The 25,109-nt window shown below is 37.7% G+C and carries 21 protein-coding genes; 5 read left to right on the forward strand and 16 right to left on the reverse strand.

Annotated elements, in window-relative coordinates; all coding sequences use genetic code 11:
* Positions 1-10: 10 nt before the first annotated feature.
* The 3 genes from ACHUE3_RS05930 to ACHUE3_RS05940 form a co-directional block, all read right to left on the reverse strand.
* Complete coding sequence (locus tag ACHUE3_RS05930) at positions 11-514, reverse strand: Mpo1 family 2-hydroxy fatty acid dioxygenase (protein ID WP_394191123.1); 504 nt, start codon at positions 512-514, stop codon at positions 11-13.
* A 79-nt stretch (positions 515-593) separates the two neighbouring features.
* Entirely contained in the window at positions 594-1,007 is a 414-nt protein-coding gene (locus ACHUE3_RS05935; protein WP_394191125.1) for a hypothetical protein, read from the reverse strand.
* 64 nt (positions 1,008-1,071) lie between these two features.
* Positions 1,072-1,752 (reverse strand): Crp/Fnr family transcriptional regulator, encoded by a 681-nt coding sequence (locus ACHUE3_RS05940; protein WP_394191127.1) that lies wholly within the window; start codon positions 1,750-1,752, stop codon positions 1,072-1,074.
* Positions 1,753-2,216: 464 nt separating this feature from the next.
* On the opposite strand from ACHUE3_RS05940, the gene ACHUE3_RS05945 reads away from it, so the two are divergent.
* A complete protein-coding gene (locus ACHUE3_RS05945; RefSeq protein WP_394191129.1) occupies positions 2,217-2,879 on the forward strand; it encodes a cupin domain-containing protein in 663 nt (220 codons plus the stop codon).
* A gap of 96 nt (positions 2,880-2,975) precedes the next feature.
* Here the strand turns inward: ACHUE3_RS05945 and ACHUE3_RS05950 are convergent, their stop codons facing one another.
* Positions 2,976-3,785: a sulfite exporter TauE/SafE family protein gene (locus tag ACHUE3_RS05950; protein ID WP_394191131.1), complete on the reverse strand. Its 810-nt coding sequence runs from the start codon at positions 3,783-3,785 to the stop codon at positions 2,976-2,978.
* Between the two features lie 431 nt (positions 3,786-4,216).
* Here ACHUE3_RS05950 and ACHUE3_RS05955 point away from each other — a divergent pair, with 431 nt between their 5' ends.
* Positions 4,217-5,188, forward strand: coding sequence for a DUF1852 domain-containing protein (locus ACHUE3_RS05955; RefSeq protein ID WP_394191133.1), 972 nt, complete (start codon positions 4,217-4,219; stop codon positions 5,186-5,188).
* 44 nt (positions 5,189-5,232) lie between these two features.
* Positions 5,233-6,261 (forward strand): methionine synthase, encoded by a 1,029-nt coding sequence (locus tag ACHUE3_RS05960; RefSeq protein ID WP_394191135.1) that lies wholly within the window; start codon positions 5,233-5,235, stop codon positions 6,259-6,261.
* Positions 6,262-6,536: 275 nt separating this feature from the next.
* Here the strand turns inward: ACHUE3_RS05960 and ACHUE3_RS05965 are convergent, their stop codons facing one another.
* The 5 genes from ACHUE3_RS05965 to ACHUE3_RS05985 all read right to left on the reverse strand — a co-directional run bounded on the left by ACHUE3_RS05965 (position 6,537) and on the right by ACHUE3_RS05985 (position 10,672).
* On the reverse strand, positions 6,537-7,781 hold the full coding sequence (locus ACHUE3_RS05965) for an erythromycin esterase family protein (RefSeq protein WP_394191137.1): 1,245 nt from the start codon (positions 7,779-7,781) through the stop codon (positions 6,537-6,539).
* A gap of 17 nt (positions 7,782-7,798) precedes the next feature.
* Entirely contained in the window at positions 7,799-8,341 is a 543-nt protein-coding gene (locus ACHUE3_RS05970) for a cytochrome b (RefSeq protein WP_394191139.1), read from the reverse strand.
* Positions 8,342-8,488: 147 nt separating this feature from the next.
* Entirely contained in the window at positions 8,489-9,331 is an 843-nt protein-coding gene (locus ACHUE3_RS05975; RefSeq protein ID WP_394191141.1) for a LytTR family DNA-binding domain-containing protein, read from the reverse strand.
* 265 nt (positions 9,332-9,596) lie between these two features.
* Positions 9,597-9,941, reverse strand: coding sequence for a VOC family protein (locus ACHUE3_RS05980; RefSeq protein WP_394191143.1), 345 nt, complete (start codon positions 9,939-9,941; stop codon positions 9,597-9,599).
* Between the two features lie 203 nt (positions 9,942-10,144).
* Entirely contained in the window at positions 10,145-10,672 is a 528-nt protein-coding gene (locus ACHUE3_RS05985; protein ID WP_394191145.1) for a porin, read from the reverse strand.
* A 495-nt stretch (positions 10,673-11,167) separates the two neighbouring features.
* Between ACHUE3_RS05985 and ACHUE3_RS05990 the strand changes: the two genes are divergently transcribed.
* Positions 11,168-14,530 carry a methyl-accepting chemotaxis protein gene (locus tag ACHUE3_RS05990; protein ID WP_394191147.1) on the forward strand — a complete coding sequence of 1,121 codons (3,363 nt, stop codon included), beginning with the start codon at positions 11,168-11,170 and terminating at the stop codon, positions 14,528-14,530.
* 223 nt (positions 14,531-14,753) lie between these two features.
* On the opposite strand, the gene ACHUE3_RS05995 is transcribed toward ACHUE3_RS05990, so the two are convergent.
* The 7 genes from ACHUE3_RS05995 to ACHUE3_RS06025 form a co-directional block, all read right to left on the reverse strand.
* Complete coding sequence (locus tag ACHUE3_RS05995) at positions 14,754-14,990, reverse strand: GNAT family N-acetyltransferase (RefSeq protein ID WP_394191149.1); 237 nt, start codon at positions 14,988-14,990, stop codon at positions 14,754-14,756.
* A gap of 366 nt (positions 14,991-15,356) precedes the next feature.
* Positions 15,357-15,893, reverse strand: coding sequence for a DUF924 family protein (locus tag ACHUE3_RS06000; RefSeq protein WP_394191151.1), 537 nt, complete (start codon positions 15,891-15,893; stop codon positions 15,357-15,359).
* 175 nt (positions 15,894-16,068) lie between these two features.
* A complete protein-coding gene (locus ACHUE3_RS06005) occupies positions 16,069-17,064 on the reverse strand; it encodes a GGDEF domain-containing protein (protein WP_394191153.1) in 996 nt (331 codons plus the stop codon).
* 392 nt (positions 17,065-17,456) lie between these two features.
* Positions 17,457-17,948, reverse strand: coding sequence for a hypothetical protein (locus tag ACHUE3_RS06010; protein WP_394191155.1), 492 nt, complete (start codon positions 17,946-17,948; stop codon positions 17,457-17,459).
* A 1,890-nt stretch (positions 17,949-19,838) separates the two neighbouring features.
* Positions 19,839-20,144 carry a DUF3240 family protein gene (locus ACHUE3_RS06015; RefSeq protein WP_394191157.1) on the reverse strand — a complete coding sequence of 102 codons (306 nt, stop codon included), beginning with the start codon at positions 20,142-20,144 and terminating at the stop codon, positions 19,839-19,841.
* Complete coding sequence (locus ACHUE3_RS06020; protein WP_394191159.1) at positions 20,137-23,211, reverse strand: efflux RND transporter permease subunit; 3,075 nt, start codon at positions 23,209-23,211, stop codon at positions 20,137-20,139. Before ACHUE3_RS06020 ends, ACHUE3_RS06015 begins: the two co-directional genes overlap by 8 nt.
* Complete coding sequence (locus ACHUE3_RS06025; protein WP_394191161.1) at positions 23,212-24,252, reverse strand: hypothetical protein; 1,041 nt, start codon at positions 24,250-24,252, stop codon at positions 23,212-23,214.
* Between the two features lie 195 nt (positions 24,253-24,447).
* Here ACHUE3_RS06025 and ACHUE3_RS06030 point away from each other — a divergent pair, with 195 nt between their 5' ends.
* A complete protein-coding gene (locus tag ACHUE3_RS06030; RefSeq protein ID WP_145242241.1) occupies positions 24,448-24,975 on the forward strand; it encodes a helix-turn-helix transcriptional regulator in 528 nt (175 codons plus the stop codon).
* Positions 24,976-25,109 lie beyond the last annotated feature (134 nt).

Raw genomic sequence — 25,109 nt, forward strand, 5'->3', positions numbered from 1 at the left:
AGTTTAGTTATTAAGCTTTAGTTGGGCCCGCGATAACTTCAATTTTTTGTTCTAAATCACGATATAAACCAAGCATAAATAACGCCTCCGCAAGAACATACAAAGGACCAATAATTAAACCAACAACATCATCCACAAACGCAGGTTTTTTCCCCTCAAAATAATGACCAATGAATTGCAGTATCCACCCGAGTACAAATATTCCAATACTCATCGACAGCCACTCATACACACTCAATTGTGAGACCAGTGAAGCCGGCCAAGCCATTAAAGCTAAAATAACAGCCATTATCATTCCAAGTGAAAAACTTAACATCAGGTAGTAAACTACACTCGCCAACACAGCAATATGTGAACCATTTATGTCATAACCTGCAAGCGGTATTTCAATTCGCCCAAGTAAACACAGCACAGCGAACACAATTAGTGGAATACCAAAAAAGTGAGTTAGCACATTTCTTTTTGACCTATGATATAGCCCATAATTACCTAACTGTTGTTCAAGTGTTTTCATGATTTTCTCTTGTTATTATGTGTTAATCCACTCTAACAAATTAAATAATGAAAGAATGTCGGGTAAGTGACATTTTTCTTTAAACCAGCGCACTAATGATTTTCCCCTTTTCATGCTCAGGTAATGAATCCATGCGCTCTCTGCCTTTTTGAAACTCTTGCTCTAACATATTTTGTAAAGCATCCATCTGCGCGCTCAAGTCTTTGTCATCATTGGATTGCATTTTTTTGGCAAGATCTTCTATTGCCGCTTTTAACTCGTCAATTTTCTCTTTATCGACGCCTAAACGTTGATAAACCAAAGCTTCTTTAGCTTCTTCCAAAAAGCTTTTATCATAATCGGGAGACTTTAACTGTGCGGCAATATCAGGCTGGCTATTTTTGGCCGCTTCATTAATGGATGCAACTGGTTTTGGAGGTACTTGAATATCCGCAGCACTGGGCGCTGTGTAAGGCTTTACTCGGTATTGATTATTAAATAAATGACCCATCATAGCAAAACTTCCCAGTAGTATTTTTTAAGATAAAATACAAAGCAAATTTTACACCAAGTGTCATTTATAGGTTCAGGTTTGATATTGCTACTAACCCTGATTTATCAATAATGTCGATTCGTTGATAATGTAATTCAATCATGTTTTGTTGACGTAAGCTTTGTAAGATTTGATTAACCGTTTGCCTACTTAAGTAGGTCATATCTGCAAGTTGTTGTTGCGACATGACTATGCAATAGGATGATTTATCGTAAGACGCAGCTAACAACAAACGTTTACATATCTTCTGCTCTGCAGACAACAATGCGTGATCTTCTAACGAAGAGAAAACTAATCGCATTTTTTGTGATAACAGTACGCCAAAGTCTCGCCAATAAAGAGGAGTTTGATCTACAAGTCGTGATAAACACCGCACACTAATATGAACAAGCCGAAGCGGTGTTTGAGCGTGAACATCATGCGTGCGTGTACCGCCATCAAAAAGTGCCACTTCTCCAAACCAAACACCTTGAGGAATAAAACTCAATACAGCCTCTTTGCCTTCACCATTAATACCACTTACACGAGCGACCCCCTTTATAACGCAATATAAACCGCAGTTAGCATCACCGCGTAAAAATAAAGCCTCTCCTGCATTTTTATTAACAATTTTTGCGTTTTCTAGGAGTCCAGCTTGTAAATCTAAAGCGCAGTTATTAAACCATTCTCCCTGGTTAATTATCGCCTTATCCTGTTCATTCAGCATAAGTTACTCTACATTGACTTTAATAAATCAATAATAAAAGGGAATCACATGTTACACAAAGTAATTTATGTCAGTGTATTTTTTACTGCACTAATAGCACCTAGTTATTAAAATGATATTGATAGTGCTTTAAAGCAGGCCAATATGAGTGTCAGTGAAAAAGTAATCAAATGGCGACTACATTTACATTAATACCCAAAATTAAGTAATCATGAATTTAAAACCGCGCAATACAATACAGGTCATTTAAAAATGTTAGGGCTTGAAGTTGACTACCTTAAATAACAATACGCAGGCCGTTCGTACAGGAAGAAACGGAAGCAAAATATGCATAGTTAGACCTCAGCTTAAACTAACCATGTTGAAACTGAGCTCTACCCTTTACTATAAAAGTAAACTCAATACATATTTAATGCGTACGAATAGTTTTTAAATGTATTCTAATAATCGTTAGTAAGGCATGCATGCAACATATTAATTTAGATTTCAGCCAACAGGTTGTAATAAACAGCGCAAACCAAACTTGGCAACCTAGCCCACTAAAAGGAGTTACCCGTAAAATCCTTGCCCGTGAGGAAACTGAAAGCGGCCATGCCACCAGCATTGTAAAATACGAGCCCGGTTCTCACTTTAAAAGCCACAGTCACCCCCTTGGTGAAGAAATTTTCGTGCTTGAAGGTATTTTTAATGATGAGCATGGTGACTACCCTGCAGGCACATATATTCGAAATCCCCCAGGTAGCTCCCACCAACCATTCAGTGAGTCAGGATGTACCTTGTTTGTTAAGCTGAATCAGTTTCTACCTGATGATGATGTTACTGTGAGAATAAATACCTCTGAGACAACTTGGCAACAAGGTCAAGGTGGTTTACAGGTTATGCCATTACATCAGCATGATGTTGAGCACACGGCTTTAGTTAAATGGCCCGCAGGAGAAAAGTTTGTCCCGCATAGGCACTTTGGTGGTGAGGAAATTTTAGTCTTATCTGGTACATTTTGCGATGAACATGGACAATACCCAAAAGGCACATGGATACGTAGTCCACATATGAGCGAGCACCACCCTTTTGTTGAGCAAGAAACGGTTATTCTAGTAAAAGTAGGTCATTTAGGCACTGGTAGTTGATGCGCATAATTTGGAAAACCGTTTCTAACACCCATTAACTGAGCTTTGTGCAGCGAATATAACGAGGCATTGCTCGTGTGTACGCTGCATCTGCTCCTAATTAATCAGCATATTAGCTGCCATAACAAACAACAACAGTGAAAATAACTTCTTGATTGTTTTGACTGGAAGATAATGTGTTGCCCGGGCGCCAAGTGGTGCCGTAAACCAAGACGTGCATATAATACCTACTAAAGCTGGTAAATAAACAAAACCTGCAAAGCCATCATTTAATGACAAATACGCACTCCCTGCACTGATATACCCAACCGAGCCAAATAAGGCGATGACAATCCCGCATACCGAAGCACAACCTATGGCTTTTTTCATATCGATTGAGAAAAAAGTCAGTAAGGGCACAAGTACAGCCCCCCCACCTATCCCTATCATTGCCGAAAGTCCACCTGTAAGCATTGTATACACGCTCAGAAGCCACTTATTGGGTATGCTTTGCGATCTCGATGAATCTTTATTACCGCTAAATAGCATTTTAAGTCCAATTAAAACCACACTTACAGCAAATACCCAGCGTACAAGCTGTTCAGGCAACAGTGCAGCCATAAAGCCACTAAGCAGTGCACCAAGCGCAACACCTGACATAATCCATGGCGCTATATCCCAGGGAACATTCCCATTTTTGTGATGTGCTATAGCAGAGGATGTCGACGTAAATAAAATAGAAGCAAGAGACGTCGCAATCGCAACCAACACGACTTGTTCAGTAGGTAGTACTTGCCAGTAAAGCAAAATACTACTCAGGATAGGCACAATGACTAACCCGCCGCCAATACCCAATAACCCTGCTAAAAATCCAACACCACTGCCTAATAAAGCGCAAGCAACTATTACAAATACTAATTCATGCATTCCATTCGTCTCTTTTTATTATTGGTTACTATCACACCACCAAAAGCGTTAACGTAAGTACCATTGGGTAACTGCCCATGATCTCAAGCCAGAGTATATCAATACAGCAAGCCGTAACTGGCATTAATATTGGCGATAACAGACGAATAATCTTCATGTTTTAAATGAAATTAATGCATATCAAAGAGACTCACTATAAACGTCTAGCCGTCTATGCAATTTACTTAAGTATAATCCTCGTAAAAAGCGATAAATACCTACCACATCACAGTCCACAACAAAAAATCATGAATATGGCTCATGTTTGATGTGAAATTATACCGTTTTTAATCATGTACCGATCCACGTATAAATAATGCAACTTACAACGTCACACTATGACGGTTGAACCATTACATTCGCAGAAATACAAAATATTGGATACACACATTATGAACACAGAATTTTCATTTACATTAAAGCGTATCAATCTCGATGAGCATTATGAACCCTCAGACAATACACGTATTACCACCAACTTTGCTAATTTAGCCCGTGGCCATCATCGCCAAGCAAATTTACGCAATGCCTTAAAAATGATAAATAATCGTTTTAATGCATTAGCTAATTGGGATAACCCCACGGGTGATAGATATTCAGTGGAACTTGAAATTATTTCGGTCAACATTGATGTAGCTGGCAGTGGTCAAACATTTCCATCTATTGAGATATTAAAAAACAATATTATCGACCATAAAACCAACAAGCGCATCGAAGGTATTGTGGGCAACAACTTTTCATCTTATGTGCGAGATTATGATTTTAGTATTTTATTGCAAGATTATAATAAAAATCAGCCAACTTTCAGTATCCCAGATAACTTCGGTGAACTGCATGGAAAACTGTTTCAACACTTTGTTAATTCATCAGTTTATAAGCAAAACTTCTCTAAGCCACCCGTTATTTGTTTAAGCGTGTCTGATAATAAAACATACCATCGCACACAAAACCAGCACCCTGTATTAGGTGTAGAATATCAACCTAACGACACGTCCATAACTGAGCAATACTTTAAAAAAATGGGCTTAAATGTACGTTACTTCATGCCCCCAAATACCGTCGCGCCGCTGGCATTTTATTTTGTTGGTGACTTACTTAATGACTACACCAGCCTTGAGCTTATAAGCACCATTAGTACGATGGAGACATTTCAAAAAATTTATCGTCCAGAGATATATAACGCCAATGCTGTTGCTGGAAACGCGTATCGTCCAAGTTTGAAAAACCAAGACCATTCGCTTACACAAATAGTGTATGACCGACAAGAGCGTAGTCAATTAGCAACAGAGCAAGGTAAGTTTGCTCATGAGCACTTTATCAAGCCATATCAAAACGTGCTTGATCAATGGTCAGCTAATTTTTAATAGCCTTAGTCGGCCAACGTTAATCTATTTTTTGAGAAATAAGTATGAATACATTATTACCTACATCAACTGCTGGCAGTTTACCAAAACCGATATGGCTGGGGGAGCCTGAAACATTATGGTCACCATGGAAGTTACATGACGGAGAATTAGCACAAGGAAAACTCGATGCATTGCGCTTATCGCTTCTAGATCAGCAGCAAGCTGGCATTGATATTGTCAGTGATGGCGAGCAAACACGACAGCATTTTGTCACAACGTTTATTGAGCACCTCAATGGTGTTGACTTTGAAAAACGCCAAACCGTTAAAATTCGTGATCGCTATGATGCCAGCGTACCGACGGTTGTTGGTCCCGTCAGCCGACAAAAACCGGTATTTGTTGAAGATGCCAAGTTTTTACGTAAACACACAAATCAACCAATTAAATGGGCGCTACCAGGCCCAATGACCATGATTGACACGCTCTACGATGAACATTATAAAAGCCGTGAAAAACTGGCGTGGGAATTTGCTAAAATTCTAAACCAAGAAGCCAAAGAGCTTGAAGCAGCGGGTGTTGATATCATTCAATTTGATGAACCCGCATTTAATGTGTTTTTTGATGAGGTAAATGCGTGGGGCATTGCGTGTTTAGAAAGAGCCATTGAAGGGCTTAAATGCGAAACTGCCGTTCATATTTGTTATGGCTATGGCATTAAAGCTAATACCGATTGGAAAAAAACACTGGGCTCTGAGTGGCGACAATACGAAGAAGCATTTCCTAAACTACAACAGTCAAGTATCGACATTATTTCGCTCGAATGTCACAACTCACACGTGCCGATGGAGCTACTTGAGCTTATTCGTGGCAAAAAAGTGATGGTCGGTGCTATAGATGTTGCCACAAAGCATATTGAGACACCTGAAGAAGTGGCTAATACCCTGCGTAAAGCTTTGCAATATGTTGATGCAGATAAGCTTTACCCTTGTACCAACTGTGGCATGACCCCTTTGCCTCAAGCCATTGCCAACGCTAAACTCAATGCGCTCAGCGCAGGTGCCGCAATTGTAAGAAAAGAGCTTTTAGCCTAGCCTAAATAGCCCTTTACCTTATCTCCCCAAGGTAAAGGGCTAAATAACCTGAACTCTGGATAAAAAATTTATCTCCAGCGGCTACTTTAAGCGCTAACTGCGTTGAATTTACTTGCAATAGGCCAGCTATTGACGCATAAATTCGCCTTGTTACCCCTGAAAGTCTCCGGCTGGAGACTTATAAAAAAATTATTATTTAACGTCAGTATATTAGTACATCTCTTAACCAGAGTTAAGGTTAAATAATTTCAGTGAATTAACGTCTTAAGTAAAAATTAATTACTGGCTGTCACTCTGTTGATTAGAAATACACTATCAAAATGATTACGCCACCTATTTATAGGAATTGACATCGCCGATAAATATTCGTGCCCTGATAAAAGCAGCTCATGTTCCTGGGGGTTAGTAAACTGTTTAGGCTGAATAAAAATAGCCTCAGGTGACTCTGAAAATTCATCTTTGAGTCTATAAGCTAAATGCTGCTTACTAATTGGGGGTATCTGCTTGATTGTTCCATCCCTAAATTCGCGATATTCGCCTGACATGGCTGCAAAATTCACAATATAACTTTCCTGGCCATAGGCTTTATCCAAAGCTTTAGTCACATTATTTGCTCTTGAACTTAAATACCCTTGACGATTAACATGCACATAATGACCCCATATAATTACTTTTTTATCTTTATAAATGTTTTGTAATAACCAATGTACGTTATTTGCCATTACTAAATCATGTTCATCAAACCGACGTACATTATAGTTAACTTCAAACAAGCGGATCACGCCCTCTAATAACCTCGCATAATAACTTGGCGAGTCTAATGCGGGGTTATTATCTGCCCTATTTAGCGCATCCATGTATTGATACCCAGTTTGGATGTGTTGATTAATTTCTACCTCATCAAGTGCGGCAAAATTACGTGTGAGTGTTGCTTGTATTTGCTTTGAAAATTTAGGCCAATCAGCTAACAATGAATCTGAGAGTTGGAGTGATTGCAGCTGCTTACCAAGCAACTTTACAAATTTCGCTTGAGAAAATTCACCACTCAACCTCCCATCAAATCCCGAAAGCGCTAACGGATTTTGCGTTTTACGCTGCGCATCAATGTAGTCCATTAAACCTAAAAAAGCAGGATCCTTTGCGTAGGAAAAAAATATATTTCCGGCAGCCATATCAGCAATTCGTTTATCCTTTGAATGGCGGGCTGCCTTGTCAATTTCATTTACATCGAACAAACCACTTTCTAAAATTAATGCATCAAAATCATGGTGCTGATGCAAATACTTTACTAAGCGAGACTTCAGTGCAAACACCTCGTGTTCGCCATGGGTCAGCTCATCTAAATAAACAATGCGTTTATCTGCTATTGCATCGCCAAAATGTGTTAAATCACTAAAATCATTAGTGTTTGTTAAATCAATTTTAACATGCGCTTGCCCATTGACTGTGCAAGTGAAAAACATTCCACAACAGAGCAATACTCTAAAAATCCAACTAACTTTACTGTCATCGTACATCATAAAAATTCCTTTTTATTTTAGTGAGTGTTTTTTGCTTTTATCATAGCGCTAAGTGTATTGTCTTTATCAATAAAGTGGTGCTTCAACGCGGCTGCCACATGAATAATGACTAGCGCTGTCATTAAATACCCTAAGTAATAATGGACCGCTTTGCCTATATCGCTGACAGCTTGACTGAACGCCAGCACTTCTCCATTTTCATTATAACGATGTGGAATAACTTCAATACCAAAAACATCCACGCCGAAGCCACCTAATCCGGAGTAAATAAGCCCAGATACCGGCATTAAAACGCATGCAATTAACAGAAACTGATGCATAAGCTGAACATATCTTTCGTTTTGAGTCCCCTTTGCTGAGGATTGCCAAGGGTGATTTTTACGGTGATAAAGACGAATGATCACTAGCAACAATGCAAGAGCACCGAATGCTTTATGCCAGTCATACCATGCATAAGCATTACCATCAGCCATATAAATTCCTGATCCGAGTAAACCAATAATAATAAGTGCACTTAACCAGTGTAAAACACGTGTAACCTGCTGAGCTTGAAATGTCATAACTTGAACCTCCGAGTGTTTAATTCGAAGTGCAGTGTATTCGCTACAGCCTACAAAAACAGTGACTTTGGTACGAATGAACACGCTAAGGGGCCAATGAACTGAGTTATTAGACAAAGTGATAAATGCCCATTTACAGCTGATGGGTTAACACGCTTTTATTGGGTAGTCTGTTAACTGCTCTTTAATGCTATTTTTATAGCGTTTACTTATATTAATCTCAGCACCATTACTTAACGTTGCTATCGCGTGTCCTGAAGCTTGATTACTCAGAGCAGTAATATGTTTTAAGTTTACAAGGATACTTCGGTGGCATTGGCAAAAGTACGAAGGCGTATCGAGCATTATTTGTTTCAAGCTACTTCTTTTTAAAAACTGCCCATGCACGCTTTCTATTTCAATATAATTACCTGCAGATTTTATAAACCAGATAGACTCCATATCTAATTTATAAGGACGCCCTTTATGTTCAAGCTCAATAGAATAACATTTGCTATTCAGTTGCTGCGCAGATGTCGTTAGCTCATCATGTTCATTAACATCACTAGGCTCATAATCCCTAACAAAGAAAAACCAATACGCACATACAATCAAAAACACACCTATTTGTTTTGGCAAATACAGCACAAAATAACCAAATAGATCCGCTTTTAAATAGCTATAGTCAAAGCTAATTTGCAAAATTACAGCGATCAAAACCATAGGTAGCCCTATAGTCAAAAAACACTTTATGAGTGATTGACGCCCAGAGTAATAAGAAAAATACACTAAGCATATTGGCGAAAAAACGTACCATACTCCGGTACTTTTTAGCCACCACAAAACATGATCTACAAAATCAGTGCTGAGTTTAGATACAAACTGCCAGTAAAATACGCTATATATAAAAATGAAGGCTAAATAAATAACACCAAATAAACAGAGGTATTTTAATCCATTAGTGAGCTTTGGCTGGGCTGAAAAATTGAAGATGGGTGCAGTTCTATCCATGTGTAACTCTTTATCTTCGCGCTGTTTAAATAAAACCACGCTTATTATTTTCGTATAATGACCTTGAAATAATATCTACAAGACAAATGAACCACAACCCGACTCTAAATTTATAACCAATTATTATGGATGAACTTAGTCAGTTTAGTTATAAAAACCACTTGTTTGACTAGGAGTCTGTTGACCTTTCCCGCTTAAAATTCGTTCAAATTAGGGGGGTTATCGAGGCACGAGATTTACATCCTTGTGAAAATAAGTGTCATCACTAGCTGAACTCTGTAATGTGCCAAAGCTCACCAGCAGGCCCCCACAAATAAATTACTTTTCCCCAGGGCTCTGTTTTAATTGGCTCGAATTTAATATTAACCTTATGTAGCTTTTTAATCTCTTCAAAAACCACGTTGATGTCAGTGACAGATAATTGCAGCATTAAGTTTTTTGCAAATTGTTCATTGTAAAATCGCTGTAGGAAAAAGGCACATCCGCCGTTTTCAAACAACGATAAATCATCTGTCACATTATCCATTTTAAAGCCGAGTGCCTGATAAAAAGACTGCGAAGTTTCATAATCCTTACTGGGTATAAACACCCTAATATCATCTACATTCATAACATTTCCCTTATTAGTATGGTTTCAAAAATTAAAATTGAAATTAGCCACTGAAGATATTTAACGATTTGAAAGTACTGAATTAATAACTAAGTAAAGGTTTTAGTGATGCTATATCCGAATAAAGGGGTTATTTTAAATACTGTAAACCAAAAGAGCATTTCGGGCTCTTCACTCAGGTATAGAACCCACTTTCAAGCAAGTTAAAAAGCAAAATCTAAACCCAGTGATAAAGGGTTTGCAGTCTGATTATTTACCTTACTTTCAAGGTATTCAACCTTAATACTAAAGTTTTGAGTAATATTGTAACTGATACCAACACCATAGATTAAATCACTTCCTGTGTTTTTGATTTGTAATGTAGGTGCTGTTTCTTCCCACCAAAGTGTTCTTTCCCCTTTTTCAGACCACCACATATTGCCTAATTTTGCATAAAATGAAAAATCATTCACTGGGTATTTAGCTAGCACTTCCGCTGAAAAAGCGTCAGCTTGTAACGTGCCAGAACCATCAAATGGAGAACTCTCACCTAAATTAAGGTAATTAAGCTCCAAAGCAAAGTGTCTATTTATTATATAACCTGAATTAACCTTATACGTGTTGCTGTTTGCATCATCATACCCAACAATACTTTTTGAAGCACCTACATAAATCGTTTTATCATCGCTTGCATTAACATGACTAGAAATGAGCAAAGCACTCATTAAAACTATACCCGTTCGAACAATCATTCATATCCCTGATTTTTATATTAAATAAAAAATCATTAAAAAGTTTGTTAAGCTAATTAATGAAGTAAACACGCTATTATAACCATGAAATAGAGTCTAAGAAATAGTTGTCTTGACTCTATAAGTTATTAATTTAAATAATAATAACTATATATTCACACTGTAAATGATTTTGATTAATTACTCACCATAATTTATCCAACCTAAGGATTTAAGAACAAAGCTGTCAAAGCAAATAAAACGGGGAGTATTTCTTAGCGTCTCTTGTGTTGAGAAAGTGGCGAACTTAGTCATTAGCTAAAAGTACAAGTGCCTTCTGACAACTGAGAGTCGTTAAACAAAACTTGGTCCAGCGTTACTTTAAATGCAGTTATATTTTTTATAAAAAATAACCCCGTACAGACTATAAAAGAACAATCAAACACTTTGATTTTATCGAAATTCTAAGCTATCACTTAATACTGCATCTTTATCGGTACAAACAGGAAGCTCAGCATGGACACTGGCAATCAATCAAACAATATTTTTAAATCTCTTAAGGCTAAACTCATCTCAGCCTTCACAGTTATCTTGCTCATTTTAGCTGGAATAGGATTAACGGCTTATCTTGCACTAACATCAGCGGATGATGGTTTCAAAGGTTATCGAGAGTTAGCTAGAGATTCTAACCTTGCAAGCACATTGCAATCCAATATGTTGATGGTTCGTATGAATGTCAAAGATTTTCTGCTTACTGGTAGTGAAAAAGATATTGATGAATATAATCAGTACTTTAATAGAGTAGAAATATTATTAAGCAAAGCTAGAAGTGAAATAAATAAACCTGACCGCGCCCAAATGCTCGCTAAGCTAATTAAAGAAGTTGATCAATATAATGCTGCCTTTGAGGTAATAAAAGCATACCGTATTCAGCGAAATGAGTTAGTTTTTAACAGGCTAAATATTGTTGGCCCGCAAATGGAAAGTAAATTAACACAAATCATGCAAAGTGCCGCGCAATCAAACAATAGCCAACTTGCTTATTTTGCGGGTGAGGCAATGCGTAATCTGTTGCTAGGCCGTCTTTATGTAATTAAATATTTAGAAAGCAATGATCTGTCTGCCTTTGATAGAGTAAATCAAGAGTTTTCGTTATTTGATGACAAACTTGCCTCCATAAACACGTCTGATCTTAGCATAGCTAATCAAGCACAATTAGACAGTATAAGAAGCTTGCAAGCTGACTACGTACAAGCCTTTAACGAAGTTCAAGATATTATTGTTGATAGAAATAATAAGGTAACAAATGTGCTAGATGTCATTGGGCCTCAGTTTGCATCTATAGTAGGAGATTTAAGTAATTCAGTAAAAACTGACCAAGATATTCTAGGTCCACAATTAAAAGCCTCTAATGAACAAGCAGTTTCGAACATATTTATGATGTTTATAACAGCACTTCTCATCAGCTTCGCTATTGTCTTTTTCTTACTTAGAATCGTGATGAAACAATTGGGTAAAGACCCCAGCGAATTAGATAACATTGCTACAGCCATATCTGAGGGAAATCTGGATCAAGAATATGATGAACAAGCACCTCAAGGTGTATTCAAATCTATGCTTGAAATGCGAGAAAACCTTAAACTAATTAGAGAAAAAGAACAGCAAGAAAGACGTGTTGCACGTGTCAATGCACGTATAAAAAGCGCTCTAGATAACGCTAATTCTAATGTCATGATCGCAGACAATAGCCACAAAGTTATTTACTTGAATGATGCTATTCAAACCATGTTTAAGCAAATTGAATCCCAACTTCAAAACGAATTACCCAATTTTAGTGCAGCGCATATTATTGACACAAATATCGCCACTTTAATGCCATACTTTGAACAAAAATTAACTCAAATTGAAAATTTAACAGATACCATTGAAGAGCAATTTATTGTAGCTGATAGAACCTTCTATTTAGTTGCCAGTGCAGTAATTGTAGATAGGCAGCGGGTAGGCACAGTGTTTGAGTGGCAAGATAAAACAACAGAACTTGCTGAAGCAGCAGAAAAAGCTCGCGTCGCATCAGAAAATGCCCGTGTAAAATATGCGTTAGATGGTTCTTCTGGCCAGGTCATGATTACTGACACTGAATTAAATGTTATCTACCTCAACGATTCTCTCATCAACATGTTTTCAGTTGCTAGTGAAGACATCAAGCAGGCAAACCCGCAATTTAATCTAAATGCAATTGTAAATAATAAAGTGGATACTTTTTTTGCACATTTCACTAATCAATTAAATAAGTTCAAATCTCTAACCGCCAGCGTTGAAACAGAATTTGAACTTGCAGGTAGAACTTTTGCTGTGATTGTAAGCCCCGTCAGCGTGGACGGTGAACGCGTAGGCACCGTTTTAGAATGGCAAGATAAAACTGAATGGCTTGCACAAGAAAGAGATAAAGCACGTATTGCAGCTGAGAATGCCCGTGTCCGATATGCATTAGATAGTGTGTCTGGCAACGTTATGATTGCAGATAAAGATCTTGAAATAATTTATGCAAACCAAGCGCTTGAAAATACCATGCGTAGTGCTGAACAAGATATACAAGAGCGCACTAATCAATTTATTGCTGATAACCTCATCGGTTTTCCTGTCGATCAACTCTACCTTGAACCCAAGCAGCAACGTGATCTGTTTAATAACTTAGCTCATGCTGACAACAGCACCGAATTTATTGGTAAACGAGTTTTCTCAGTAACCTCAAATCCAATCTTCGTTGATGATGTAAGAATTGGCACAGTACTAGAGTGGATAGATAGGACTGCTGAAGTAAATATCGAAAAAGAAATCGATAATCTTGTGCAATCAGCGGCACAAGGCGACCTCAGCCAAAAACTATCATTACAAGGAAAGTCAGGTTTCTTTGAAAAACTAAGCCATGGATTAAATGGCTTAGTTTCTACTGTTGAAGTTGCCCTTGATGATGTCACTAAAGTTCTAAGTGCATTAGCTAAAGGTGACTTAAGTAAGCGTATTGCAAATGATTATGCAGGCTCATTTGGGCAATTAAAGCAAGACACCAACAGCACCGCCGATAAATTAACCGAAGTAATTAAAAATATTACTCATGCTTCTGGAAGTATTTCTCAAGGCGCAAATGAAATTGCTCAGGGTAATGCAGATTTGAGCCAACGAACAGAAGAACAAGCCAGTAGCCTAGAAGAAACCTCTGCCAGCATGGATGAGGTAACCGAAATTGTTAAACAAAGTTCAACAAAAGCAGAACAGGCAAATAAACTATCAATGACCGCTGAAGATAAAGCAAGTCATGGTGGTGAAGTAGTCGAACTGGCTGTTGAAGCAATGCGTGAAATAAATCAATCAAGCAAGCAAGTCACCGAGATCATTAGTGTGATTGATGAGATAGCTTTTCAAACTAATTTATTAGCATTAAACGCTGCTGTAGAAGCAGCCAGAGCAGGTGAGCAAGGCCGTGGTTTTGCAGTTGTCGCCGGAGAAGTCAGAAACCTTGCCCAGCGCTCCTCAAATGCCGCGCGTCAAATAAAAGACCTCATTAGAGATAGTCAAACTAAAGTAGAAGAAGGTACAAACTTAGTAAATCGTTCAGGTAATACACTTAGTGAAATAATAGAAGCCACTAGCAAAGTACGACTCATGATGGCTGAAATTGCTCAATCAGCAAGAGATCAATCAGAAAGCATTATGCAAATCAACACTGCCATAACACAAATGGACCAGATGACTCAGCAAAATGCTGCATTGGTTGAAGAAGCCGCTGCCGCTGGCGAAGCAATGGCTGAGCAAGCACAAATGATGAATCAAACTGTCGAGTTTTTCTCTTCATCAACCTCGCTTGAGCAAAATCAATAGCATCACCCTACACGCTTAGCGACGGATACTTAGAAGGGTTTATCACGAGCACCACTCAATAGGCTGTATTTGCAGCCTATTTATTTTAGCTGGACTGTGAAGACAAACTAATTTACGCCAGGCTCTTTCGTGTTGTAATTTGATTTAACGAAGCAAGTGTTAAAATTAGCCACTATAAAAATTTACTCTAAACGTTTAGGAGTATTATATGAAAATCCCTTTCTTATAAAGTTGTGGTCGGCTTTTCATTACGATTTAGAAATTCGTATTGATAGAAAACCACTCCATTGGTACTAACCGAGTTTTCTAAGAAGCCATGTTTTTTGAGTAAATTAGCTGAGGCTGTATTGATATTATCTACACTGGCAATAAGTATTTTCCATGACTCTATTTGAGCAATCTTTGCTATAAAACCTTGCAATTGCTCACTAGCAAGCCCTTGCCACCAAAATGCCTGCACAAGTAATAACCTATGTGGGCACAGTTTTTATTATCTGACGAGATAAACAAAAAACCAATTATCTCATCATCGCTCGTATTGTTAACTTCAAGTAAACAACTGTCTGTAAGCATTTTTGTTAGCCAAGATTTTACTGACTCATCACAAACAACACCATGAAAATAAGGCGGCAGGCTTTTTACTACTGCTGGAGTTAATATATCGGGTATGTGCGAAATTAACGCGCGATGTATTTGTATTGTAAGATCGCCAGCGACCTCTTTTACAATTAACCTTTTTATCTTAAATGATAGTGCTATATATTTCTCAACTCAAGTGCATCTGCTAGTGCATGGAGCAACTGCATTATGTAATAAACAATTTATGCTAAAAACTAGAGCCTGGCTGCTTAAGGAACTCAAGCTCCGCAGTGGTCGATTCACGACCTAACACATCATTGCGATGTGGATAGCGGCCAAATTTATCAATAATAGCTTTATGTTTATACTCAAAATCAATATTACTTTGAATCCCCACATCACTAAATAAGCTTACAGCTTGCTGATGTATTAACTTTGACTCACTGTGCATAAACGGCATGTACAAAAAAACTCGCTGCTCCACAGTCAGTTTAATATCAAACCCTTTAACTATGGCGCACTGTGCAAGCGCTAATGCCATTGAATCATATGCAAACGATTCAGGCTTATTGCGATAAATGTTACGTGAAAACTGATCCAATATAATAATTTCGGCAAGGCTACCAAATGCGGTTTCACGCCAATGAGATAACTCAGACGCAATTGCTTGGTCATGCTGTTCACCAAAACGGTTTTTAATTAAACAATCTAACGCATCGTCTTTTTGCCACCACTGTTTAGCCTCAAGCTCATTAAACCAAAAGTCGATAATTTCATTTAACATGGGAAACCCTTTATGCGTAAAGCGCATAAGGTTGATTTATATTGTTCAATCGTAGTCGAGTTAACTGTCTGGTTCAAATATTACATAAATAGAAAAATGCTAATTTTATTTTAATGAATGTTTTGTTTGGTGTTTGATAAACTTAGCCCTACCTTTTTAGATTTAACAAGTAGGGTTATCCTTTTATCCGATTTCTTCCATCATTTTTAGCTATATATAGTTTTTCGTCGGCTTTTTTTAACCATTTTTCCCAAGTTTGATGCTGGTCAACTTCAGCTAATCCAATACTAACTGTAGGGGCCAAGTGGTCACCAAAGTCTTCCTCAAGCAATTTTTGCTGTATTGCATCAGCAAAAGTATGTGCATTTTTTAAATTAGTGTTAAATAGTATAATTAAGAACTCCTCCCCGCCTAGACGGTATACTTTATCAACAGACCGACTTCGAGTTTGTAATAAATTAGCTATTTGGATGAGTACTTTATCACCGATATCATGGCCATAAGTGTCATTAATCTTTTTAAAATGGTCAATATCAATACTGGCTAAAGTCATTGGGGTAGAAATTCTGACGTGCTGCTGAATGGCAAAATTCAAATTATCTTGTAAGGTTAAGCGATTATGTAACCCAGTTAATGGGTCACTAATAGCGATTTGATGTAAGTTATTATGTTGATCGTTAATTATATTAACAAATAAACTAGATAACATTGCGGCAGTTATTAAAGTTACATAAATCCTGAGCAGAAGATCCAATTCGAATAAGTTTAAAATTGGAGGGGTTACAAAAATAATAATTAATAGATTAGAAAATAGCGCGGTGCGCTGAGGTAAAACAAAATTTACGATCATGATGGATGGGTAACACCATAAAACCCCGATCAAACCTTTGTTAGCCACAAGAAGATAAAGCAATGAACAAATCATCGGCATGGTTAACCAAAAAACGATATGGCTGTTATAAGCTTGTTTTTGACGAATCATGAACCTGATGTAAAACAAACTTATGCAGAGCAAAGTGATAAGTGAAGCAATAAGGTAGTTTTCGAGGAAATAATTGTATAGAGAAAATGGCATCAAAGCGATGAGGGCAACCATGACCAAATGATATACTATTTTATGCATCGCTAGAGGCATGGGGCTTTCTATATTATTAATTTTACTTTCGTTCAACAATATTTAGCCTAAATAAAGGTTTACTCATGGAACCAGTTTAGTTTAATTTTGAAATAACAGCTAAGATTAGTCTTTTTTAAATTGTTAATTCTCAAAAGTTAGCAGTTGAACTGTCTGGTCTAAGGTAACTAAAACTCTATATACAAGCTCAGACGTAAGCCTAAAACGAACTGGATAACAATGATGAAACCAGCCTACTTTAATAGTGCCATGATGAGGTTAACAGATGAATGTCTCGGCTCTTGCACCCTGCTTCGCTCTTCCTCCTAGATCCATTTAGCCGCATCGACAGACGAAGTAAACGAATTTGTTTATTGATTTAGAATTGACCGTCAATGTATAAAAGCGGTCAAAAAGAATACTATTGACAGAGTTAAGGCTCATATGTGTTATAACTCGATTTCACCTGACACTATTTTAGATACACATTGCTCAGAATCCATAGCTTGTGAGCTATACCAACATTTTTGAATTGAAGGTTTGAGAACTTCAATTGATTTAGCCGTAAGTCCCTTTTGAGACATTTCGCACTTTTCTTGCGTGTAATATTTAAATGAAAGCATGTCGTAAGACATTTCATTTACTACATCTGTGTTGAAGATCTCTTTACTTAGAGCCTTAATTTGATCTTGCGACAATCCTAACTCAGTTAGGCTTTCATGATTTACAACGGCTAAAAAACGCCAATCCATTAAAGCTTTGTCTTTGGCCGTTGAGTTTTCAGAAGATTGTCTTGATGCCCATTTCATAGCAACAGCGCCAGAAACAATGCTACTTAGTTTTTCACAGTGCCTATCAGAGGTTTGAGCTACTTCTTTTTCCGTAGTGCTAGCACAACCTGTTGCTATCAGTATTGACACCAATAATAGAAATTTACGCATCACTTTCCCTAGAGTTATAACACCAAATTAAGCGGTGGGCCGCCGCTCTTGCGGAACATCCGTTTTCAATTTTTTTGTTATAATGATTCACTGAATGATACCCATATTTAAAATTGACTTATTCAAATGATTCTCGGTCAGGAAATAGACGGTAAACATAATTAGTAAATTAATAGTGACCAAAGAACATATTGCCCTATTTGAAGCTTTATCAAGATAAATCAGCACCAGAGGTAGAACACCAACTAGCGATAGCAGACAAAAATACTTATAAAACGCCATAATAAATGACGATGATGCCGACAATGTAGCTTCAAAAGCACTAAAAATTTCATTGAACGCCGACACTATAGTAAATAGTCCATAATATCCATAAACAGAAATTAACAAACCCACAATTGATAAAAGAGTTAGAGTTTTTTTACTACCTCTACGCCGATTCAATGCTATATCCATATTAAATACGACCTCCATCGTTATAACGAGCCTGTAGATTAACTCGTTTTAAATTTATTTTTATTGATAAATCAACCATAGCCGAGTTCCTGTTTTGGTTCAATCAGGTATAGCTATTTTACGTAAAATAGAAAAAAGAATGTGTGACTGTTTTAGAGGGAGTTACAGGTGCTTGAGTCGCTATATTTCGGCTTAAAAAGGCTCCCTTTTTTTAATGCAGCCTGTTTTGCAGCTTTTCTATATTATGAACAAGACAATACAGTTGCCGTAGAATGAAGTAAATGCATTCACTTTCGTTTGACCGTGTAAGGTCAATTTCTTCATGCCCTTTTTGACAGCCATACTCCGCCTTTTATTAAAAAGTAAGCAGGCTCTATTTACTCGAGTCGTTTGCTATTTCTTTAAAAAGCGCTTGATGTCTGAAGTCAAGATTTGACCCAAATTACTTGTATTTACCATACCTTTAAAAATTATTGATGTCTGAAGTCAAGATTTGACCCCATTTATTTAAGTAAAACATATAGTCGTAACTAATTTCATTTTACAACATCCTCGTTTTTAATTGTCATATAGAAACCATCAAAATTAATATTTATAGATTATTGGCTAACTATCTTATAAATACTTTACTAAACAAAGTATGCGCTCCACGCAACTTGTTAATTAGTAAATAATGGTAAAGAATTTTTTATCTAAGAAAACCGCTTTTTACAGACTTGCCTCCATAACTCCCCGCAAACCTTGCCCATATAAATCACGCTTATAGGTTCAATTTTCACTAATAAACATGCACATCAGACACAATACTATGCACCTTTTTATATTGAGGGAACTTACCTAACATTCTCTTCAATAACAATATCATAGATGGGCAACTTACTTGAACAGTGATTCTGTTAAAGAAGTCAAATTGCACCCCAATAAAAAGATCAGCTTGAGTAGATAGCTACAGCGGTTAATGAACCTACAGCTGCCATTGAAGAAGTTACGCATAGTGCAAACTCTACAAGTGATAATACTGAGGTTGCGGATAAAAAGCACAATTAGGGCAGACTAAAATAAACAAAATCATCAAAACAATAGGTTCATTGGTTTCTGAGATCCAACACTCAGCAGCTGGTATTTCGACCTTAGCCGCAAATATAAAATATAAAGTCAGTATTTGATGTGTATATAGCGATAGCAGAGCAACTCAATAACCTTGTATTTCGATTTACTCTTTAACTAATCCAAATTAAAAACCATATAGTTACACGCTATTACGCAACTATAGGGTCAAAGCAGCAAATGACGCTCTCACGTGAAGTAGGTACGGGCATTGCAGCAGGCTTCGACTTTATTAACTTATAGCAATATTGTGACCTCTTTTTAGCTATTTTTTATTTAATTATAAAAAGAGGCTCCTCGAAGCAACAGCCTATAATTCTAACTAAACTACCTAAGGTGCCCGCTTTCAACAATAGGCGTAACCCAATATTTTAATGGGCTGTATTGGCACACAGGGCTTAATGCCGTTTTAATTGTTTGCAGCTGCGCTAGTAATATATGCACCTCAAACTGATAAAAGCTGCGATGCCCTGCTACTTGCTCGGCAATATCAAATTCACTGTGCTCTTTACTGTAGCCTTCAATGTTTTTTAAGTTAAAGCCGGTAATGCAGTCTATGCCAATTAATATATCAACCACTTCATCTTTTATGTTTGTGGGTACATTTAGGGTAAAAAGTAACTGTTCAGCCATGTTTTTTCTCCAACCAACCATAAAAGATAGGTAATAAATAAAGTGTTGTAATTGTTGAGGTAATTAACCCGCCAATAACCACAATCGCCAATGGCTTTTGAATCTCAGCGCCAGGGCCGGTGGCAAATACCAGTGGCAATAAACCAAACATTGCGGTTGTGGCTGTCATTAACACTGGGCGAAGGCGTCTCCTTGCGCCATCTAAAATGCGCTGCGTTACATTGGCAGAAAACATTTTCATTTGCTCAAAGTAGCTGATCATCACAATACCATTGAGTACCGCTACGCCAAGTAAAGCAACAAAACCAACCGATGCAGGCACCGAGAGGTATTCATTACTAATAAACAGGGCAATCACTCCCCCCATTAACGCAAACGGAATATTAGCAATTATCAGCGCTGATTTAGATAACGATTTAAACGTGGTAAATAAAATAATGAAAATTAGTATTAATGCCACCGGAATAAGCACCAGCAAGTTTTGTGTTGCACGTTGCTGGCTTTCAAATTCGCCACCAAACGACAAGGTAAAACCACTGGGTAACTTTATGCTGCTATAAATTTTAGCTTCCAGTTCATTTACATAACTAACCACATCGCGGTTATCCACATTTACGCTTACAGAAGCAAAGCGCTTTGCTTTTTCTCGCTCTATTAACAATGGCCCCGTTTTAAAGCTAATATTAGCCACCTCTTCAAGTGGTAGTAGGCTGTTGTCGGGCATTAAAATTAGCTTTTGCTTTAATGCGCTCATTGACGATAACTCAAAGTGTGTTGCGCTTTCGCCTTTTTGTGCATTAAACACAATTGGGATCACGCGGTTTCCTTCTTGCAGTACCGATATCTGTAAGCCTTCTAATTGCGACTTTAAATAATCGCTTAATCCTTCGGTGGTTAAACCAAACTGACTAGCAACCTCAGGAATGAGTTTAATATTTACGTATTTACCCCCTTCAATAAGCGCCATTTGCACATCACTTGCGCCGTCAATGTTAGTGGCAATTGCAGTGATTTTTTCAGCTAATGAGGCAAGTGTCGCAATGTCATTACCGAATACTTTAATCGAAATATCACCGGTGCCACCGGTGAGCATTTCTGATACCCGCATTTGAATTGGCTGAGTAAAGCCAATATTTACCCCTGGAAATTGCGCAAGGGTTTGTCGAATATCCTCGATTAGCATTGCTTTGGAGTCAAAACGCCACGTATCTTTTGGCGCTAATTCCATAAACACATCGGTTTCGTTTAACCCCATAGGATCAAGCCCGAGTTCATCAGAGCCGGTACGGGCAACAATTTGTACGATTTCTGGGGTGTTTTTTAACAGTGCTACTTCAATTTGTTTATCTATATCCAACGAGGCTTGCAAGGAAATACTCGGCGATTTTTCCAGTTGCACAATAATGTCGCCTTCATCTAAAACGGGCATAAAGCTTTTACCAAGCCCCTGAAATAACACTCCACTGAGCACTAAAACAGCGACCGATATAACACTTATTGCCACTGGCTTTTTAATTGCTTGGGCAAGTGTTTTAGTATAAAAACCTTGTAATAGCGTGACCATTTTAGGCTGGGTTACGGATTCACTTTTTAATAACAACGAGGCTAAAATTGGAATAACCGTTAGCGACAACAACAGAGCACTTAGCATGGCAAACACGATAGTTAACGCCACTGGGGTAAATAATTTTCCTTCTAACCCTGTAAGCATTAATAGCGGTGAAAACACAATAATTATAATAATTGTGCCTGAGAACACTGGCGCCGCGACCTCTTTACATGCGCGATAAATAACGTGCAGCCGAGGGAGGTGCTGATTATTAGCCAACCGATTCACTATGTTTTCAACAATAACTACCGATGAGTCCACCAGCATACCAATGGCAATCACTAAGCCGCCTAAACTCATTAAATTAGCCGATAAATCAAACTGCTTCATCATTATAAATGTCAGCAATGCCGACATAGGTAAAGACAAAGACACCACCAATGAAGAGCGAATATCACCTAAAAACAAAGCAAGTAGCACTATCACTAAAATAATCGCTTGGCCTAATGCGCTGGTAATAGTGCTAATTGCGGTATTTATTAAGTTAGAGCGGTCATAAAACACATTAATTTTTGTGCCTTGCGGTAATGAAGCTTCAATGGTGCGAAGTTTATCTTTTACATCTGCAACAACTTGCGCTGTATTACTATTTTTTAGCGCAATTATAAGCCCTTGTACCGCCTCTTCACTGTTTTTAGTGACTGCGCCATAACGGGTTAAACTGCCAACGTGTACCGTGGCAATATCACTTAACCGAATAACCTTATTTTGAGTGGACTTAATCACGGTATTTTCAATGGCGCTTATATCGGTGTATTTGCCCTCAGTGCGCAAAATTAAGGTGTCGTTGCCTTTTTCTAAGCGCCCTATGCCACCGTTTTGATTCGTTTGCGTGATTGCCAACTTCATTTCATCAAAGCTGACTTGATGCTGTTGCATCAATAAAGTATTGGGAAGTATTTCATAGGTTTTTGAAAAGCCGCCAAGGCTATTTACATCAGCAACGCCGGTTACAGTGCGCAGTAATGGACGAATTTGCCAATCTAAAAGCTCTCTTTTTTCAATCAACGATAAGTGAGTGCTTTCTATGGTAAACATGAACACCTCGCTCAAAGGTGTGCTCATTGGCGCCATGCCACCACTAATATTACTGGGCAAGGTGGGTAAAGTATTTAATAAACGCTCATTAACTTGCTGACGTGCCCAATAAATGTCAGTGCCCTCTTCAAAGTCAATGGTAATATCAGTAATAGAATACTTAGTGATAGATCGCAGCATTTGCTGTGACGGAATACCCAGTAATTCGGTTTCAATCACCCGTGTTACTTGCGATTCTATTTCAAGGGCGTTCATGCCGGGTAATTTGTAAACTATTTTAACTTGAGTGGGCGATATTTCTGGAAAAGCATCCACCGGAATACTGAACCAAGATTTAGCGCCAATGGCCATAGCAACAATAACAAAAATACTAACAAACAAACGCTGAGTAAGTGAAAACTTAATAAGCTGGTTTAACATTTACTCTCTCCCTAAGTGAAGCAACATACCTTGAAGCGCACTTACCGAGCTTATTAGTACCTGCTGATCATCTAGGTTTTTATTGGCAGTAAATACATAGTCTTTGCCTTGTGTACCTTTGAGCTCAATCGGCAGTAACTCAAGATTATCGCCAGACTTCAAAGCAATGTAATTAACATCTTCAAATTCAAACACCGCTGACTTTGCTATTTTAAAGCCCGTTAATTTATTTACCGATGTGACTTTGATAGTTTGCCCCAATGTCAGCTGGCACTCATTTGAGCTTGGCGACGCCCACACAATTTGATGATATTTATCTGCAATATTGTCATAGCTCTCAATATTTAAGCTGCAATGTTGTGACAGCTTAAAATGCGCTAACGTGTTGGTAAAACTAAGAGGGACTTTAATCTTAACGCGAATACTACTTGCATCGATAATATCAAACGCGGTGTCACCCATCACACGGTTTCCCGACTCATTGGTGAGTTTTAAAATGCCCGCTTTTGGACTCACTAAGGTCACGTTTTCATTGTCCTCAATGTTTAAAAATGCCATTTGATGTTGCATATGTTCAAAGTTTAGCTTGGCTTTAAAATAGCTTTTTGTGATTTCAACCCATTCAGAACTTCTTATTATTTTGTTTTTTAAGTGCTGTTGGTTTATGTCGTAATGGCTTTTAGTAATAGCGAGCATGTCTTTTGCTGATTGATAAGCATCTAAAAAATGGTGTACATCACTGCCCTCAACGCTTGCGATAGTGGCGCCCTTTTCTACCATGCTGCCGTTAGGGTATAAGTAACGAACCTGCTGTACATCAAACGCAAACAGTACCGTATAATTGACCCCGGGTTTGAAATTGACTTCACCAATTAAACTTTGCCCGTTAATAAACTCTGTTTTTTGAATCGGCGCAAACTCAACATCAAAACCACTGAGTGAAGAAAGCCCTACAGGTGCTAAATTTTGCGAAGCAAACACAGGATTAAAAGTTAATAAAGCCACCGTAGAGAAGAAAAATAACGTATATTGAATACGCAAAAAATGACGCATTTTTTTTATAAAATTTAACAGCATTTCGTTTGTTCACATTTGATTAATTTTATAGAATCAACCATGACTTTTTTATGCTGTTAAATCATCAGGCATACGCCGTAATGTTCTTAAAAACAGCTTAATTTACAGCATGGTACATTTGTCCATTGTAATTATAATGCATTGATAGTAGAGGTTTTAATGAGAGATAAGCTAATAGCAGCTACATTGTTGGTAATAATGGTGTTGAATTTTTTTGATGTGCTAACAGATATACGTTTAGGGGTTCCGCAGTGGCATATTTTTTCCGAAGGCTTGATCGTAGTTATCTCTGCAGCCTGTGCTATTTACTTAATTAGAGACATTCGTGCGCGTACAGCTAATATTAATGCGCTGAAACAAGAATTAGTGCATTCAAAAAAAGAACTTAAGAATATATCACAAGCAATGATGGATGCTCGCCATGAATACAGCGGCGTTATTCAAACTCAATTTTCACAGTGGACATTAACCCGCAGTGAGCAAGAAGTCGCGATGTTGTTACTTAAAGGCTTGAGCTTTAAAGAAATAAGCGCACTAAGAAGTACAAAAGAAAAAACCGTTCGTCAACAAGCATCCGATATTTACAGCAAAGCCGATGTAGAAGGCCGACATGAGTTTGCTGCATGGTTTTTAGAAGACTTTATGCAACAAGGACAATACCAACCAACAAGTTCAAGCCTCAATTAATTGAAAAGCTACAAAGGTGAGGCCTCTAAAGAAACTATAGTAAGAAACTATAGAAACTATAGTGACACCCACTTTAAATTATCTATTTAAATGATGCTACAAAATTAAAGTTTAAATGCTGAATGTACGCACTT

The sequence above is a fragment of the Pseudoalteromonas atlantica genome, from assembly GCF_043641955.1.
In the GTDB taxonomy this organism is placed as follows: Bacteria; Pseudomonadota; Gammaproteobacteria; order Enterobacterales; family Alteromonadaceae; genus Pseudoalteromonas; species Pseudoalteromonas atlantica_A.